We start from the raw sequence: 17,567 nt of genomic DNA, 5'->3' as shown, positions 1-17,567 counted from the left end.
TTCCGGCTGTTTCCCGGCAGCTTTGTTTTGCAAAGACATTAATTTCCAAGAAATACCAACAAAGCACCCCCTTATTTTAGCTAAAAGTTAAATTCATTCTCCCACGGGAATTCTGCCGACTCCTCCAGGCTCTTAGGCCAGTGGCTGCACCAGTCCGGAACCGTTGGGGCTTCTATGCGGTCCATGCTGGGAGTGTAGGGCTTGATGTCCAGGACCGGGGTGTTGTCGTTTGCGTCAATGTAGGCTATGTGGATGACGCCGTTTTCGTGATCAATGTATGTGACCGGGGCTGTGGTAAGGGCTATGGGGTTGGGGCGGACAGGAGAACGGGTGGCAAAGATGCCCATTACGGGAGGGCATTTTTTGTAGGGCTGTTCTGCTTCCAGCACGGCGCGGGCTTCCTCTGTGTCAAAGTCGCTGAACCACCAGAGCACCTCGATGTGGCTGAAGCCGTCTAATGCCTGCAGCGCCGGGATGTATTCCGGATCCAGGGTGATAAACATTTCTTCTCCGTTATTGTGGATGGTCCCAATGGGATGTAATTTGAATGATGTCATGGTGTATTCCTCCATATATGATTTATTTGTGAGTAACTGTTCGGTACCCTCACAGTTACAGGCAAAAATCCATGCAGAATCGCCTTTGGCGATGGGATTTTTGCTTGGCCGTGGAACACTTTCTTACGGTCAGCGCAGTGAATGCGCAGACCTACTGAATAGTTACATTTACGAGTTCAATGTAGACCCTGACATGGTGTGAGAGTCAAGAGGAATATTTTTGACGGAAATTTTTAGTCTTTTTTGATCAGCAGAGGTATCTGTATCTCTGTCAGAAAGTTTTTGGGGGTATCTTCATTCCAGGGGCCCCGGTGGACGATCTGCCTGCTTGGGGCAGTCATCTGGTAGCGCTCGTTTTTTTGCAGCCATTCTGCGAAGGAAAGGTAGGCTCCGGCTATATTGGAGAAGTGGCCGTACACCATGGTGCAGGCCATGACAGGGACGGGTTCAATAAACCGGAAGATGAAATCCCCGGTATCCTTTCCGGATTTTTTTACGGGTGCACATATCTCTACATCCACCTGTGTCTCCTTATACTCCTGATCGTGGTATAGAGAGAAGGTTTCAGGGGAAATCGGTATCCTGTTTGTTTCTGCAAAATCTGACATCTCTTTCCAGAGAAGACCTTCACCGTAGTAATCCGGAAGGATCCTTCTGAGGGAGAGCACCTGAATACCGGGAATGGATTTTATGGTCACATTGTACGGCATCTCATTTTGTCCATGCAGAATATCTTTCTTGACGAGCAGGATTTTCTGAAGCCGTTCCTGCTCTGTCTTGATGTTTTCCTGGATTTCCCGGTATTTTTTGTCCAGATGTTCTATCAGGGACATTTCATTTTCAGCGGCCAGGGCAGCGGCAATTTCCGACACCTGAAAACCGCTGTCACGCAGATAAATGATTTTATTCAGGGTGGGGATCTGCTCGGCAGAGTACATACGGTAACCCGTCCAGGCATCAGTTTTAGCCGGCTTCAAAAGGCCGGCTTCATCGTAATACCGCAGCATCCGGATGGATACCTGTGTCAGTTTTGAAAATTCACCTATTTTAAACATACTTTCACCTGCAGTCTATATTTGTATGGTTAATCCAACACCGACTTCCTCAATATCCATGTATTTCAGCATTTCGGCTTTGGCTTTCAAGGAAACACAGTGGCAGGGATAAAGGGAATCTGCGGACAGGGTGTCCAGGAAATGGATGGCTTCCGTAAGCTGTGTATTTTTATCAAACAAATGGAATCCGCCAATGATACCTGTAATGCGCTGTTCCCGGCAGACTCTGCGTGCATACTCTGTGATGCTGCAGATGCCGCTGTGGGAGCAGCCGGTGATAAGGAAAAGACCTTTGTCTGTCCTGCACACCAGGGCAGAGTCGTCCGGGCAGAAGTCCTCCTTTTCTTCGCCGTTTATTCTGTATGTGCCGATTGCCTTTCGCTTTTCAAAGCTATAAAGCTCTGGGATCTGCCCCAGGAAAAGACAATTTTCAGAGAGAGAAACAGGCGCTTGGGCAGGCTGGTAACAGAACAGTCTGGCGATCTCTTCCGGGGAATAGGGGGCGCCTATGTATTCATTCTCATAGTATTTCGGCTGGAAACACAGAGGATGTGCCACAAGCCGGGCGTTTGGAAGGTCATACTCTTCACGGAGGTATTTTAAGCCTCCGCTGTGGTCATTATGGCCGTGGGAGAGCACAATATGGGTGACGGAATTTAAGTCTATGCCCATGGAGACAGCATTTTGAATGAAGATAGAGGAGTAGCCGGTATCAAAGAGTATTTTTAAATCATCAATTTCAATGTAATAGCTGACTGCCGGTTCCCCTGCATAATATTGGTCGATATACGTGTTATTATCCACCAGAACGGTTAATTTCATCTGAGAGCCTCCTGATCTTGATCTTATTCATTTCCCAAGGAAAGGCAAAGTCACTCAAGCATGATTTCCTTTAAAGAAATGTTCTTTATTCTAACAGAATAACACAGCATAATACATTCATAAACCAAAATAAAAGAAAACAGAACAATAAAAAACGCCTGCCAGTTAAATGTGTAGTCAGGAACATGGGGGATATCCTTATAGATGATCTTAACCATACTTTTTATCAGTGCAAATTGATAAAGAGTCCCAACAACAAATCCCCCATAAGCCACAGGCCGGTATCCGTCAAGGATCGCCTTCCGGCAGTCCCTCTGGGAATATCCGAAGACCCGCATCATAGCGATCGTCTTTGTGTTGGCATCCACCACGGTTGTCACGGACAGGAGAAGCGTCGTAAAGGAAAGCACGATCCCAATAACAAAAATGATCACAGCAAACATGGCACTTGCCAAGTCCTTCATACCAAAAGTCATCTGCATCATGGAGGAATAACAGAAAGAAGCAAATCCAATAAAAAATAAAAGAGAGATACGGCTCCTGGCAGTGCTCTGTCTCAAATCCTGCAAAAATGAAAGTGTCTTTCCGCTATTTCTTTTCTGCCGCCTTATCTTGAAAATCCCACCTTGTTTTCCGCGGAGCAGAGTCAGCACAGGGTTTCCAAGTTTACGGCACCCGTAGAGAATCGCAAGAATAGAAAAAAATCCAGCAGGGATCAGCACAAGAAAGAGGAGCAGTGACCAATGAAAATGGACAGTAATATCAGGCAGGATCTTATCCTCATTCATCACCCGGTAAAACGTAGGCATAAGCAAAAAAGAGGACGCAAATCCAATGCCGGTACCCAGCAGCACACTGACCCCGAACACCCAGAAGCCACGGGCAATCTTAAAATCAGAATATCCCAGTGCCTTCAGGATACCCAGTTCTTTTCGATGGCTGTCAATATAATGCTTAATATAAAAAAATAACATAATAACAGAAGTCAGCAAAAGACAGCCTCCGCTTACGCAGCTGATCATCCTGCCGGACGAGACCTGGGCTTCATAAAAAACGGTAACCGCCCCTGGTGCGATTTCCTCCCGAATCCCCACCATATCCATATTAAAATTCAGGAACAAAGTGCAGACAAAGACTGCACAGCAGGATATTATAAAAATCCCGGTAAATTTTGCGGCGTCTCTGAATCCTACGACCATATGATCACCATCCTATCTCATAAGCTGTTTTCCGGGCGGCATTCTGATACAGATCAGTGACTTTACCGCTGTTCATCAGTATCACCTTATGAGCCATCCGGGCAATATTCTGATTATGCGTAACCATGACAACAGTAAAACCGTACATGTCCTGCAGCTTACAGATATAATCCAGCACCAGCCTTCCGGTTGCCTCATCCAAAGCCCCGGTAGGTTCATCCAAAAACAATACCTTAGGCTTTTTCGCCAGTGCCCTTGCAACGGAGACACGCTGCTGTTCCCCGCCGCTCAGTTCTCCCGGCAGCTTTTCCAGCTTATCACCAAGTCCAACCGCGTTGATCATTTCCCGGTAATCTTTATTCCCGGACAAATCTGCCCCCATTTTCACATTCTTATCCACATTCATATGAGGCAGCAGATAATACTGCTGGAAAATAAATCCCACATATTCCTTCCGAAACTGTGTCAGCTCACGCTCACCAAGTCCTGTGATCTTTTTCTCCCCATAAAACACTTTCCCCTGATCCGGCGTCTCCAGCCCGGACAGAACATTCAGCAATGTAGATTTTCCTGAGCCGGAAGCCCCCAGGATAACCGCAAACTCTCCCTCCTCTATTTCCAATGAAATCCCCCTGAGCACCGGCAGCGGATTGTCGCTGTTTCCGTAAGACTTAAAAATATCACAAGCTCTGATCATACTTTTCACCTGCCTTTATATTTTTCAATATACTTGTAAAAACCTCTGTCATCATTCCGTCGATCTCTCCCGTCTCAAAACTGCAGACATTCGTAGCACAAAGCGTTGCGATCCCATGCGTATAAATCCACAAATGCCGATACAAAGCCCAGGCGTTTTCCTCACTCAGTCCATACTGTGTCTGAATCGAATGCATGATCTCTTCATGGTTATCATCAATTGCAAAAAGCACATCCTTCACTCCGGGGGTCTCTGCCCTCTCCCTCATAAACAAAAGCCGAAAAAGCTGAGGCTCCCTTCCGGCGAACCCAATATACTCCATCCCCACACTCTTAAATGCCATCTCCTGCGAAAGCCCCTGCTTCACACACCGGTTATAAACCTCTTTAGCAGCCCGGACAATCTCTTCCTGCACCTCCTCCATACTATGAAACACCGTAAACACAGGTCTGGCAGAACTTCCAAGCTCCATCCCCAGCTCCCTTGCCGTAACCGCGCCCATCCCCCGTTTTCTCACTATATTCAATCCCGCATTCACAATCTCTTCCCTGGTAAACTTAGCCTTAGGCGGCATCTCTCATTCCTCCATCCTTAATCAAATTTAAAAATCCACCATATCCGTCCTAAATCATTCAATTTAAAACACTTGATTTAAAACATATACTTACATAATACCACATCAATCTCCACTGTCAACTAAAATCCCAATATCTATCATTTATAACCTCTACCCTGTTCCGTCCGCAATCGAAATAGCCTCCTTCCGTCCATCCCATCCATAATCCAAACAACTCCTAATCCCAATCCCAACCGCAATTCAAATAACCTCCGCCTACTCATCGTATCCGCAAGTCAAATAGCCTCCTTCCATCCATCCCATGCGCATTCAAAACAACGCTCATCCCAATCCCAACAGCAATTCAAATAACCTCCGCCTACCCATTCCATCTGCAGCCCAAACAGCCTCCACCCGTCACCCAACCGCATTCTAAATAACCTCTGCCAGCCCATCGCATCCGCAATCCAAACAGCTTCCGCCCGCCACTCCAACCGCATCTCAAATAACTTTCTCTCATCCCTCCCATCCGCATTCCACCAACAGGAAAGAGCAGCGGCCCAGGGGCAGGGAAGGCAGGGGGATAATTCAGTAGGTTAAGTGGAGCAGCTGGCAGATCCACCTGCGGCAGACACTTAATGAGGAGGCCATTGCCGACGAATTTAGTGAATGCCAGCAGGTTAGCTGCCTGCCAGCGGAACGTCGGATGAATTATCCCCTGCCTTCCCTGCCCCTGGGCCGCTGCTCTTTCCGTCCGTGAGCCATGCAATCCACATGAGCCCCACTACCCCATTGCATCTCCCCACCAAAAATGCTAAACTAAGAACAAACGTTCCTCAACCACAAAAAAACAACAGGAGTCCCCACATGGAAATAAAAGACCTTACCATATACCAAAAAACCATCCCACCAACACCCCCGCAATACGCCCCCTACCCCTTCGGCCTCTCAGAGGAAATCTGCACGCATCTGTCCTCCACCGGCATCCAAAGCCTCTATACCCATCAGGCCGAGATGTTCACCCAGGCCATCCGGGGCGAAAATATAGTCATCACAACCTCCACCGCCAGCGGCAAAACCCTGGGTTTCCTTCTCCCTGTCATACAGGAGATACTGTCCCATCCCCAGTCCAGGGCTATTTTCTTATACCCGACAAAAGCCCTGGCAAGTGACCAGTACCGGGCAATACAACCCTGGACGGAGGCTTTCGGACAGCACAGACTGTCCGCAGGGGTATATGACGGTGATACACCGCCGGCCGAACGGAGCCGCATCAGGAAGAATGCCAACATCATCCTTACCAATCCGGAAATGCTCAACAGCGCGTTCCTTCCTAATCACAGCAAAGCCGGATTTGACTTTATATTTTCAAACCTGAAATACATCGTCATAGATGAGCTCCACACCTACCGCGGTGCGTTCGGCTCACACCTTGCCAATGTATTCCGCCGCCTGTCCAGGATCTGCAGATACTATCACGCGTCGCCTCAGTTCCTCTGCAGTTCCGCCACCATAGCAAACCCTGTGGAACTTGCCCGGGCAGTCTGTCAGAGGGAATTTATCTGCATTGACAGGGATGGGTCCCCTGCTCCGGAGAAAACATATGTTTTCCTCCAGCCGCCCAAGATTTACGGGAAAGATAATCAGTATTACGGGCAGGTGCAGAGTACGTCTGTAGCAGCGTCCATGGCGGCAGAGCTGACAGAGAAGGGACAGAGCTTTCTTACATTTGCCAAATCCCGCAGAAATGTGGAGGTTATCCTAAAAGAAGCCCGTGATATGCTGGAGGGGGAGGGCATTCCCGGTGCCGGACTTACGGAGCGGATTTCAGGCTACCGGGGTGGCTATACCCCAAGAGAAAGGAAAGAGATTGAAAGGAAAATGACGTCTGGGGAGCTTTGCGGCCTTATTTCCACCAATGCTTTGGAGCTGGGCATAGACATCGGCAAAATAGACACAACCGTGCTTGCCGGATTTCCGGGAACCAGGGCTTCCTTCTGGCAGCAGACGGGAAGAGCCGGAAGAAGCGGCAGAGCCTGCACCAACTATCTGATCTTAGACAACCTACCTTTTGACCAGTATATCTCCATCAATCCGGACTGGCTTTTTGACGGGGAGAGCGAGAGTGCAGTGGTGGACAGAGACAATCTTCTCATTGAACTTGCCCATATCCGGGCAGCAGCGGCGGAACTGCCGCTTACCCTTGACGATATTGCTGTTTTTCCTGATTTGGGTGAGACGATCCCAGTCCTTCTGCGGGTAAAAGAGCTGCATGCCCAGGATGGCAGATTTGCCTGGTCCGGAGATACATTTCCGGCAGGTGACTATAGTCTCAGAAATATAGATAAGGTCAGATATAAACTGGTGGACCGGGAGAATTCCAGGATCATCACAGAGATGGATGAGATGCAGGCTTTCCGGGAAATCCATGAAGGCGCAGTGTACATGCACGGAGGCGCCCAGTATGAAGTCATACAAATGGACAGGGAGACAAAAACATCCTATGCGGTACCCTTTTGCGGAAACTATTACACCATGCCGGGAAGCGCCGCCGCCATCCGTATCATACATGGGAGCGCAGAGAAGGAATACAAAAGGACAAAGGTTTCGTTCGGTGATGTTAATGTAAAGGAATCGGTCTACATGTACAAAAAACTGCAGTTCCACAATCATCAGAATCTGGGATACGGACAGCTGGAGCCGCCGTTATCCAAGGATTTTGACACGGAAAGCACCTGGATCACCATTCCCCAAAATGTTGTGAAGGTTTACAGGAGCCTCATAAGGGAAACAGGAAACGGACAGGTTTTGAGAAACAACCATTTTGAAGGCATCTGCTATGCTACCCGGAATGCTGCGCGGATGGCAACCATGACAGAACAGGAGGATATCGGCGTCACCATGTCAGGCAATGCGCTGGATATGGGCGCGGGATTGGAGGAAGAAGTCTGCCTCTATATTTTTGATGAGTATGTAGGCGGCCTGGGGTATGCGGAAAAAGCCTATGAACTCATGCCGAAAATCATAGAACATGCCATAGAGATGGTAAGAGGCTGTAAATGTAAAGACGGCTGCGCGGCCTGCATAGGGGATTACCGGCTGGACAAGGACATCGTATGCTGGGGTCTGGAAAATCTGTTGACGCAGCGGGATTCCCCCATGGGGATGAAACTGCCTGACCATGTGCCCTCCACTTATATGCAGAAGCCCTTTGTGTTTGCGGAACTTCCCTCAAAATGGAAAGAATTCTGCGCCTTCCTGAGCCGGAAAGGGGAAGCTATGGCAGCGTTTTTGAATACGGTGGAGGAGGTAAGCGTGGAAGGGAACATATTGTTTCTTCCCACGTCCGGCACCTTTTACCGGACATGGATCTTAGAGGACGCAAACAGGCTGAGCCTGAAAAATATGATCGCCTTTTACACAGATGCCCCGGCTGCCCTGCGCCTGGAAGTGTATCTGTCAGACAAGGGGAGCGATAAGAAGGAAACAGAGGAAAAGATCAGGCGGAGATATTCGCATTTACATGACGGGAAAAACGGATGACAGTGCGGGGGATATCGTATGGAATTGTATTTTGAAAAAGAATTGGACAGACTGAATCCATATCAAAGAGAAGCCGTTCTGGATGAGAGCCCTGCCTGTGTGGTGAATGCAAATGTGGGGAGCGGCAAGACGACAGTGCTGATCACTAAAATCCAATATCTGCACCATATAAAAAAGGTGGGTTATGAGGATATGACGGTGCTCACCTTTACCAATAAAGCCGCAGACGAGATTAAGTCCAGGCTTTTGGCAGCGGAACCGGAACTGCCGGCAGATAAACTCAGAGGATTCGGTACGTTTCACAGTACGGCCCTGTATTATCTGCGGGAGTTCCTTCCTGTGGAGGATCTGGGTTATAGTAAAGAGTTTCTGGTCATAGACCCCGAGGAGGAGCTGGAGCTGGCTTATGACTTGATCAGGCAGCACAAGCTGAAGATCAAATATAAGAACCGCCTCAAAAAAAGGCTGGAGTCAGCCATGGCTGTCCGGGAGGCGGAAAAGAAGGTCTCAAAATATCAGGACGATATTTATGAGCTTGCCGGGCTGCTAAAGGAGGAGAAGGCAAAGCAGGATAAAATGACCTTTTTTGACTTGCTGGAAAACGCTAATTTTCTTCTGAAGGAGGCAGAACAGAAATCCGTATCTCCCAAGTGGGTCATTATTGATGAAGTCCAGGACAGTGACACCCAGCAGCTTGTTTTTACGGACCGTCTCATAAGCCGCGGAGCCAGCCTGTTTGCGGTGGGGGACCCCAACCAGGTGATTTATAGCTGGCGGGGCAGCGCGTTTCAGATATTTTATACTTTAAAGCACAAATATCAGGCAAAAGAGCTGACACTTCCCATCAATTACCGCTCCAGCACCTCCATTTTGGAGGCTGCCCGTTGTTTTCTGCAGAACGGAAGCCCTCTTACGGGGGTGCGGGAGCCGGGGAGCAAGATCATAGTCAGACGCCAGTATGATGCTTTTCAGGATGCCTGTTATCTTGCAGCCAGAATGAAAAAGCTGCATGAGGAGGGCATATCTTATGGGGAGATGGCTGTATTTTACCGTCTGCAGAGCCAGTCTAAAATATTTGAGGACGTGTTTTTAAGAGAGGGTATCCCCTTTGAGGTATCCTTGAAGAAGACGGTGGGTGATGTGCCTGTGCTCAAATGGTGTATCCGTCTTCTCCGGTTTTCACTGAACACAAAGGATACGGCATCCGGGATCTATGTACTTTCCAGCCGGGAGTACGGGGAAGGTATCAGCGGGAAAAAGGCTGAGGAGATTGTCAGGGCCGGACAGCCGGGAAAATCCCTTTTGTTTGACAGAATGTGCGGATTGGTGGAAAATTGCAGGGAACTGGGCAATGAGGAAGAACTGTTTACATATTTTGAACTGGACAGGTACCTGAACCCTGTGTCGGCATCCTTCCATGAGGACAGTGACGCGGTGCGCAGACTGTTTGGGATTATGTATGCCTATGTGAGAGAACAGCAGGCAGAGCGGGCGTCGGGAATGCGGGAGTTTGTCAATTCCTCCTCACTCTACGGATCGGATGTGCTGCGGGAGGATATCAGCCGGCAGGAAGACCGCGTAAAACTCATGACCATCCATGCGTCAAAGGGGCTGGAATTTTCCTGTGTGTTTATCACGGGGGTGAATCATGGGCTGATTCCGCTCAGGACCGGGGATATGGAGGGGGAGGAGGAAGAGAGAAGGCTGTTTTTTGTGGGTATCACCAGAGCAAAGGACCATTTGGAACTGTCCTATTACATGAATCCCCAGGAGAGAGCTGATCCGGGGGAGAGCCGTTATATCCGTATGATCCCACCCCGGCTGCTGGAACACGATGAGGACATAGGCCCTGCTGTGAGCCTGCAGGAATTAAAACGCCAGGTGCAGGAACAGAGGCGCAGTATGACTGCCGGGTGTTTGGAACAGAGTCCGGGACAGAGTTTGGAACAGAATCCGGAACAGAGTTTGGAACAGAATCCGGAACAGAGTTTGGAACAGAATCCGGAACAGAGTTTGGAACAGAATCCGGAACAGAGTTTGGAACAGAATCCGGAACAGAGTTTGGAACAGAGTCCGGAACAGAGTCCCGAACAGGCAAAACAGCAGAAGCTTGTCCGGCATTCCAGATACGGAACAGGCGTTGTGGTGAATGAGGATGAAACTATGCTGGAAGCAGAATTTGAGGGGTATGGAAAAAAAGAATTCATAAAAGCGTTCAGTGAACTGGAATATATATAGAAGCAGCGGACATAATCTTTTTTGGAAAGGCGGAAAAATGATCAAGAGAAGAAAAAAATCTACCCGGACAGTGGAGATGGAAGCGGTTCTAAAAAAAGAGCAGGCATTTCTAAAACGAAATGAGGAGAAGAATGCGTCTTTTCTTGACCGGACTTTGGAAGCAAAGGTTCCGGCCAGGCTGCAGGAGACTCTGGATAAGGCATTTGAGAAAGCATTCGGCCTCATATTTGAGAAGGGGACGGATGTGATAGAGAAGACATATTCCAGGGAGAAGATAGAGCACACGTATAAAGTAGATGCCTACGCTGCCGGATTGCTGGAAAATAAAAAAACACTCCGCACATTTACGAAAAAAGCCCAGGCTGCAGGCAGCAGGAATCTTCTTCTGGCAGGGGTGGAAGGAGTAGGCCTTGGGATCCTTGGCATTGGCCTTCCCGACATTCCCCTTTTTACCGGCATGATACTGAAAAGCATTTATGAAACCGCGCTTCACTATGGATATTCGTATGATACGGAGGAGGAGAAGTATTTCATACTGCTGCTCATACAGGGAGCCTTGTCCTATGGAGACGCTCTGAGACAGATCAATGAGCAGACAGACCGATATATCATGGAGCAGACAGTACCCCAGGGATACGACAGCGGGGAGCAGATCAGAAAAACCTCCTCTGTCCTCTCAAAAGAACTGCTGTACATGAAGTTTTTGCAGGGGATTCCGGTGGCAGGGGTAATTGGCGGAGCTTATGATTCGATTTATCTCAAAAGAATACTGGACTATGGGAAAATAAAGTACAGAAAAAGGTTTTTAATGGACAAAGACAAAGCGCATTGACTTGCAGTAAAATACATTCTATACTTAGAAGAAAGAAGAAATACCGTTTACTGATGCGCTGCCGTTTCCCTAAAAGCGGCATGGCCGTCTGTGAGAAAGGTTTGAGGGCAAGTGCATATGCAAAAGAAGATGAGAACCATTTTTCTGCTGGTCGCTCTGGTATTATCCGGGCTTCTGTCCTTATATTCTATGAGGAGCCTCCAGGGAAATGCAAGAGTCATCAACTATACCGGGGTGGTGCGAGGAGCGACCCAAAGGCTGGTGAAAGAGGAACTGGAAGGACGCCGGGATGATGCCCTGATAGATAAGCTGGACGGCATCATAGAAGAGCTGCGCACGGGAAAAGGGGAAAATCATCTGGTCAGGCTCAATGACGCAAAATATCAGGAAATGATGGCCCTTATGCAGGAACGCTGGGAAGAGATAAAACTGGAGATCCTGAAGGTGAGACAGGGGGCGGACAGCAGTACGCTGTACCTTTTGAGCGAAGAATATTTTGAGCTGGCTGATCAGAGTGTAGGGGTTGCAGAGCAGTATGCGGAAGGTTATGTGCGAATGGCACAGATTTGTTTTGCTGCGCTGACCCTTATATGTACGGCTGCGGCGATCTTTCTGGCATTTTATATGAAGCAGCAGGAGAAAAGGCGTAAGGCAGTTGCACTGATGGAGAATGCCAATCTGGAAAAGAGCCGTAAACTTTCCAGAATGACAGAGGATATCCAGGCGCCCATGAATGAGATCTCTGAACTCCTGTATGTCTCTGATGTTGATACATATGAATTGTTATTCATAAATGAAGCGGGAAAACGCAGTTTTCGGATAGATGATGTGGAGGGGAAACTCTGCTATCAGGTACTACAGGGAAGAGATACCCCCTGTCCGTTCTGCACCACCAAATATCTGAAAAGCGGAGAGAATTATACCTGGGAAACCACCAATCCCATCACAGGCCGGCATTACCTGCTCAAAGACCGTCTGATCGAGTGGGATGGAAAACAGGCGCGCCTGGAACTGGCTTTTGATACTACGGAAGCAGAGTATGAAAAAGAAAAGCTGCGGTATGCCCTCAGCTCAGAGCAGATGGTGATGGAATGCATCAGAACCCTGTACTGTGAAAAAGATATAGGGGACGCGGTAAACGATGTCCTGCGGGAGAGCGGTGTGTTTTTAAATGCAGAGAGGACGTATATGTTCAATCTGACCGGAGGATTTTTCAATAACGACTATGAATGGTGTGCCGAAAATGTGGGATCCAGGCAGGAGGTCCTGCAGAACCTGGGCAGGGAGCAATTGGAACAGTGGCGCGGGATACTGCGTAAGGAAGGCTGCATAGTCATAAAAAGTGCGGAGGAATTCAGGGAAATGTTTCCGGGAAGTGAGGACATCATCCGGGAACGGAATATCCGCAATATAGCCATATCCCCTCTGGAGAAGGAAGGGGTGGTGGTGGGATGTCTTGGTGTGGATAATCTTCCGGAGGAACGTCTATTGAATATCAGTTCGATCCTTCAGACACTTTGCTACTTTATCCTGCTTGCCTATCGCAGAGCAGAGGATGAGCAGCAGTTGTCCCATCTCAGTTATTTTGATACCCTCACATCCTTTTACAACAGAAACCGCTACATGGAAGATATGCAGAAGCTGGCCGGAAGAGAGGGGAGCGTGGGTATAGTATACCTGGATGTCAACGGGCTGAAGGATATTAATGACCAGTTCGGCCATGCTTTCGGGGATAAAGTGCTTATTGAATGCGCGGAGCGCATGAAAAAGGTTTTTCAGGAAGGCAGTTTTTACCGGGTGGGAGGCGACGAGTTTGTGATCGTCTGCCCCGGTGTATCAAAAGAGCATTTCCGTGGAAAGGTAAATGCTCTGCGGGCATCATTCAAAAGAGATGAATTGTGCAGGGCAGCCATTGGTTCCCAGTGGACAGAGAAGCTGGTGGACGTAAGTCAGGCTGTGGCAAATGCGGATGCCAGGATGTATGAGGACAAGAAGGAATTTTACAGGAATAACCCGGTTTCCAAAAGGTACCGCCACCACAGCGACGAACTGCTTTATCTGACGGACCCTGAAATCCTCAGGGAAGAGATCAGCAGGAACCAGTTTGTGGTTTATCTGCAGCCAAAGATTTCATCTTCGGACAGAATGGCAGTGGGCGCAGAGGCCCTGATCCGATACCAGTCCAGAGATGGCTCCCTGGTTCTTCCGGGCAATTTTCTCCCTCTTTTGGAGGAATCCCAGACAGTCAGCCAAATTGACTTCTTTGTGTTTGAATTCATCTGCTCCAAGATAAAAGAATGGAGCATGGAGGGGAAAAAGGGATTTCCTGTATCCGTGAACTTTTCAAGATATTCCCTGGCCCAGCCGCATTTCATAGAACGTCTTTTGGGCATATGCGAACAATACAAAATCTCACCCAAGTATCTTGAGATAGAAATAACAGAGACCGTCAGAAGCGTCAATGATATTGATATTGGTACTTTGATCGAAAAGATCAGGGAGGCCGGATTTATTGTGACCATTGATGACTTTGGCACAGAGTACGCGAATCTGGCTCTTTTGTCGGCAGTGGAGTTCGATGTTTTAAAACTGGATAAGAGTATGGTGGATGATGTGGTGAAAAATTCCAAAGCCCGGGCTATCATAGGCTCCATTGTGGAGATGGGGAAACAGATGGGCATTCAGATCGTGGCAGAGGGGATCGAGACAGAGGAACAGCTTGAAGTCCTACGTGCCTGCGGTGTGGAACTGGCACAGGGATTTCTGTTCAGTAAGCCAATCTCCGTGGATGAATATGAAAAAAGGTATTTGGATAAATAATGGAACGGGACGCCTGGATCTTCGGCGTCCCGTTTTCATTGTAATGGGTTATCCCCAGATCTTTATTTTGTTATATCCTTCTTTCAGGCCTTCCAAAGGTCCGGCTGCGGGTGTCTCACAGCGTTTGGTACCGTTGTAGTCAGTGTCCAGAACAATGGATTCACCGTCAGGGCCGTCAAAGGGAGCTTCCGGAATGCGGACCATACCCAGTTTTTCTGTGCAGATGATCTCAGAAGGTATATCCAGCATGTCTTTTTCAAGCTGGATCTCCAGGTAGGTTTCTTCCCCCTCAACGGAGATCTTTACCTGCGGGTCAGCCTGGCTTATAAAGTTATCTTTTTCCTTATCAAATGCCGGAGCATTTTTCAGATAGGCATTGTGATTGATGTAGGCCGGCTGTTTTACCTGTTCAAACATTTCCAAGTCCTCATTACCCATGGAGGCAACGGTTTCCATATATTCCTCCAGGGTGGTGGTGGAGCCGTTGTAGCCTTCGGTTCCGCATAAGGACTGCTCCGTATAGGCATCCGCACTGCCCACAAAGATATTGTTGTACAGACGGTCATCCCCTCCATATACAGGGGTAGTGCCTGCCACCTCTGTGCTGTGCGGGAAATGATATGGGGTAGAGCGGTTCAGAACATCCTCTCTTCTCATGGTTCCGCAGCACAGGTTATGAACGTAAGCGCCGCCCTGGGCAATGTTGTCAAAGTTATAGGCAGAGGCAAAGATGTTGTTGTCCACCATATAAGGTCCGTGAGTCACTTCAACCATCAGGTCACGGTCATTGTTGTAGAACAGGTTTTTGCTGACACGAGTGCCCTGTGCCTGCCAGTCAAGCCAGGTACCAAGGGTGCAGTCATGAATGTTATTGTTGTGGATCTGCACGTCAATAGCTGCATGGAGCTTGATGCCTGCAATCTCGTAGCCGAAATACTCATGTTTGACAGCGATATTGTAAATATGGTTGTTATAAATCTGGCTGAATACGCAGCCCATATGACCTACAATACCATTTTGTCCGCAGTCATAAATCACATTGTTCCGGATAATGTGAGAACCGATCTTCTCTTTGCTCCAGCCGATCTTCAGAGCGCGGAACACAGCTTCCATCTGGTACTGGTAACCTGGTTTTCTATGCCTTCTGGTACAGTGGTTATGTCCTGTGGATGCTTCTTTTCCAATGCTGATGCCGCTGCATTTGGCATCATGGATGATGTTATTTTCCATGATCCAGCCCTTGCTCCAGTTGGCACCCAGAAGGCCCGGCTGGTCAGCCGTGGGCGGTGTCCACGGGCAGGCGGCCTGAGCCATCTCAAAGCCCCGCACCGTAATATAATTCATGCCTGTTTTCTCAGGGTAGAAACAGCACTTGCGCACATTGATCTCAGCCAGTTCTTTGTTCGGGTCAGCGCCCTGGAAGTTGGCGTAGATATATGTGTTTTCATGGTCAGTCTCAGCGTACCACTGATGAATGGTCCATGCTTTATCCTTGATCGGTTCGGGATGTTTTGTCCACGGCGGATTGTATCCCTCTGTGCGGATCTGGGGATTTTTTACCTCATCCAGGGATTTTGCTTCATAGAAAGATTTGCCGTTTAAGTATACGTCACCTGCATGGACAGAATTGTCATCCGGATAGATGAACCAGTCACCCCACAGCGGTTCTTTGTATGGATTATAGTCCCCGAAAAGTGTATTTGGAACAACGGCTTTCCAGACAGTTCCCTCTATATTTTCCCAGTTCTGAATTCGCTCGGAGCCTTTGATCACCACCTTTTCCCCTTGGGCGGCTTCATATACAATGCGGCTGATATTGCTGTAGCCGCTGTGTTCCGGCTTTACCCATTCCCGGTATTCACCCTCATGCACAATGATCTTATCCCCTGTTTCGGCGGTCTTTGCTGCCTTTGATATGGTTCTGAAGGGAGCCTCTTTTGTTCCCTCCGCGTGATCACAGCCTGTGACTGCTACATGGTATTCTCTGTTCATGGATTTTCCTCCTGTTATAAAACTTTTCCTATCACTGTTTGGTACCTTTCTGTTCAGTACTTTTCCTGTCTTTAAGTATAGACAATCAAGAGGGGCGGGACAAGACGAATTTTGGGGGATTTTCCTTGAAATTTGTGTCACGGTTGTGCCGGAGGACAGAATGGTGTATAATCAAAAAAACGAACATATTTTCGGAAAAGAGGTGACGTGATTGATCCTGAGTGTGAGCCGGAGAACAGATGTGCCGGCATATTATTCGGACTGGTTTTTTGAGCGCATAGAAGCGGGATATGCCTGTGTGCGCAATCCTGTTTCCCGCCACCAGGTCAGCCGTATTTCCCTAGCCCCGGAGGTGGTGGACTGCATTGTATTCTGGACAAAGAATCCTGCGCCTATGCTGGAACGGCTTTCTTTACTGAAAGGATACATGTATTACTTTCAGTTTACACTGACCGGATACGGAAGAGATGTGGAGCCAGGGCTGCCGGATAAGAAACGGGTTTTGATCCCCGCATTCCGGTCACTTGCCGGCAGTCTGGGAGCAGAGCGGGTCATATGGCGGTATGATCCTATATTTTTCAGCGAACGGTATACGGCTGATTACCATCTGCGGGCATTTACACAGATTGCGGATGCATTGGAAGGATATACAAGGCGGGTGGTCATCAGTTTTCTGGATTTCTACCCTAAGATACGAAAGAACCTGGAAAGATTGGGCTGTGAACCCTTTGAGGAGGAAAGTCTGTGCGTGCTGGCCGGGAAGCTGGCCCGGACTGCCAAAAGCCACGGCATGGAGATCGTGACCTGCGCGGAAAAGGCGGACCTTCAGAAATACGGGATCGCCCACGGGAGCTGTATGGACAAAGAACTGATCGGGCGCCTATGCGGCTGCGGCCTGGAAGCTGGAAAGGACAAGAACCAGAGAAGTGAGTGCGGCTGTATGGAGAGTATTGATATTGGCGCCTATGACACCTGTCCCCATGGATGCCTCTACTGCTATGCCAACCAAAGCAGTGCTGCCGTGGCTGGGGGAAGGAAGAAATATAGGGTGGATTCTCCGATCCTCTGCAGTGAGATACTGCCGGAGGACAGGGTGACGGAGAGAAAGGTGAGATCATGGAAACAGCTGCAGGAGAGTCTGGAATCTTATTTCAGCTGAGACGGAAGCTAAAGAGGATTGCATATGCCATTGAGGACAGCGGTACCAGGCGTGCAATTTGTCCGGCAGCAGGTGAGGAAAAGCTATAGGGACGTGC

The 17,567-nt window shown here is 48.6% G+C and carries 12 protein-coding genes; 5 read left to right on the top strand and 7 right to left on the bottom strand.

Annotation, left to right across the window (positions count from 1 at the left end; translation table 11 throughout):
• Nucleotides 1-80: 80 nt before the first annotated feature.
• The 6 genes from CI595_RS03250 to CI595_RS03225 all read right to left on the bottom strand — a co-directional run bounded on the left by CI595_RS03250 (nt 81) and on the right by CI595_RS03225 (nt 4,904).
• A complete protein-coding gene (locus tag CI595_RS03250; RefSeq protein WP_095171648.1) occupies nt 81-557 on the bottom strand; it encodes an SAM-dependent methyltransferase in 477 nt (158 codons plus the stop codon).
• A 233-nt stretch (nt 558-790) separates the two neighbouring features.
• Nucleotides 791-1,612, bottom strand: a complete 822-nt coding sequence (locus tag CI595_RS03245) for a MerR family transcriptional regulator (RefSeq protein ID WP_095171646.1) — start codon at nt 1,610-1,612, stop codon at nt 791-793.
• Between the two features lie 15 nt (nt 1,613-1,627).
• The gene (locus tag CI595_RS03240; RefSeq protein WP_095171644.1) at nt 1,628-2,434 is read right to left on the bottom strand and encodes an MBL fold metallo-hydrolase; all 807 of its coding nucleotides are present in this window, start codon (nt 2,432-2,434) and stop codon (nt 1,628-1,630) included.
• 50 nt (nt 2,435-2,484) lie between these two features.
• Nucleotides 2,485-3,633 carry an ABC transporter permease gene (locus CI595_RS03235; protein WP_095171642.1) on the bottom strand — a complete coding sequence of 383 codons (1,149 nt, stop codon included), beginning with the start codon at nt 3,631-3,633 and terminating at the stop codon, nt 2,485-2,487.
• Between the two features lie 4 nt (nt 3,634-3,637).
• Nucleotides 3,638-4,330: an ABC transporter ATP-binding protein gene (locus CI595_RS03230; protein WP_095171640.1), complete on the bottom strand. Its 693-nt coding sequence runs from the start codon at nt 4,328-4,330 to the stop codon at nt 3,638-3,640.
• Complete coding sequence (locus tag CI595_RS03225) at nt 4,314-4,904, bottom strand: TetR-like C-terminal domain-containing protein (protein ID WP_095171638.1); 591 nt, start codon at nt 4,902-4,904, stop codon at nt 4,314-4,316. Before CI595_RS03225 ends, CI595_RS03230 begins: the two co-directional genes overlap by 17 nt.
• Before the next feature lie 849 nt (nt 4,905-5,753).
• Between CI595_RS03225 and CI595_RS03215 the strand changes: the two genes are divergently transcribed.
• The 4 genes from CI595_RS03215 (at nt 5,754) to CI595_RS03200 (ending at nt 14,319) form a co-directional block, all read left to right on the top strand.
• Complete coding sequence (locus CI595_RS03215) at nt 5,754-8,429, top strand: DEAD/DEAH box helicase (RefSeq protein ID WP_095171634.1); 2,676 nt, start codon at nt 5,754-5,756, stop codon at nt 8,427-8,429.
• Between the two features lie 18 nt (nt 8,430-8,447).
• Nucleotides 8,448-10,667, top strand: a complete 2,220-nt coding sequence (locus CI595_RS03210) for an ATP-dependent helicase (protein WP_187143993.1) — start codon at nt 8,448-8,450, stop codon at nt 10,665-10,667.
• A 37-nt stretch (nt 10,668-10,704) separates the two neighbouring features.
• Complete coding sequence (locus CI595_RS03205; RefSeq protein ID WP_095172361.1) at nt 10,705-11,499, top strand: EcsC family protein; 795 nt, start codon at nt 10,705-10,707, stop codon at nt 11,497-11,499.
• 117 nt (nt 11,500-11,616) lie between these two features.
• The gene (locus tag CI595_RS03200; protein WP_095171631.1) at nt 11,617-14,319 is read left to right on the top strand and encodes an EAL domain-containing protein; all 2,703 of its coding nucleotides are present in this window, start codon (nt 11,617-11,619) and stop codon (nt 14,317-14,319) included.
• Nucleotides 14,320-14,367: 48 nt separating this feature from the next.
• Here the strand turns inward: CI595_RS03200 and CI595_RS03195 are convergent, their stop codons facing one another.
• Nucleotides 14,368-16,311 (bottom strand): right-handed parallel beta-helix repeat-containing protein, encoded by a 1,944-nt coding sequence (locus tag CI595_RS03195; protein WP_095171628.1) that lies wholly within the window; start codon nt 16,309-16,311, stop codon nt 14,368-14,370.
• Nucleotides 16,312-16,522: 211 nt separating this feature from the next.
• On the opposite strand from CI595_RS03195, the gene CI595_RS03185 reads away from it, so the two are divergent.
• Nucleotides 16,523-17,470, top strand: coding sequence for a DUF1848 domain-containing protein (locus CI595_RS03185; RefSeq protein ID WP_095171624.1), 948 nt, complete (start codon nt 16,523-16,525; stop codon nt 17,468-17,470).
• The last annotated feature ends 97 nt before the right edge of the window (nt 17,471-17,567 follow it).

Source organism: Blautia hominis (assembly GCA_002270465.1).
Classification (GTDB): Bacteria; Bacillota; Clostridia; order Lachnospirales; family Lachnospiraceae; genus Blautia; species Blautia hominis.
Note: the sequence above shows the minus strand (reverse complement) of the source record. Positions and strands in the feature narration are given on the sequence as shown.

What these genes read in the sequence shown, in the direction of transcription:
- CI595_RS03250 (WP_095171648.1), bottom strand. Translation starts at nt 557, where the DNA reads ATGACATCATTCAAATTACATCCCATTGGGACCATCCACAATAACGGA.
- CI595_RS03245 (WP_095171646.1), bottom strand. Translation starts at nt 1,612, where the DNA reads ATGTTTAAAATAGGTGAATTTTCAAAACTGACACAGGTATCCATCCGG.
- CI595_RS03240 (WP_095171644.1), bottom strand. Translation starts at nt 2,434, where the DNA reads ATGAAATTAACCGTTCTGGTGGATAATAACACGTATATCGACCAATAT.
- CI595_RS03235 (WP_095171642.1), bottom strand. Translation starts at nt 3,633, where the DNA reads ATGGTCGTAGGATTCAGAGACGCCGCAAAATTTACCGGGATTTTTATA.
- CI595_RS03230 (WP_095171640.1), bottom strand. Translation starts at nt 4,330, where the DNA reads ATGATCAGAGCTTGTGATATTTTTAAGTCTTACGGAAACAGCGACAAT.
- CI595_RS03225 (WP_095171638.1), bottom strand. Translation starts at nt 4,904, where the DNA reads ATGCCGCCTAAGGCTAAGTTTACCAGGGAAGAGATTGTGAATGCGGGA.
- CI595_RS03215 (WP_095171634.1), top strand. Translation starts at nt 5,754, where the DNA reads ATGGAAATAAAAGACCTTACCATATACCAAAAAACCATCCCACCAACA.
- CI595_RS03210 (WP_187143993.1), top strand. Translation starts at nt 8,448, where the DNA reads ATGGAATTGTATTTTGAAAAAGAATTGGACAGACTGAATCCATATCAA.
- CI595_RS03205 (WP_095172361.1), top strand. Translation starts at nt 10,705, where the DNA reads ATGATCAAGAGAAGAAAAAAATCTACCCGGACAGTGGAGATGGAAGCG.
- CI595_RS03200 (WP_095171631.1), top strand. Translation starts at nt 11,617, where the DNA reads ATGCAAAAGAAGATGAGAACCATTTTTCTGCTGGTCGCTCTGGTATTA.
- CI595_RS03195 (WP_095171628.1), bottom strand. Translation starts at nt 16,311, where the DNA reads ATGAACAGAGAATACCATGTAGCAGTCACAGGCTGTGATCACGCGGAG.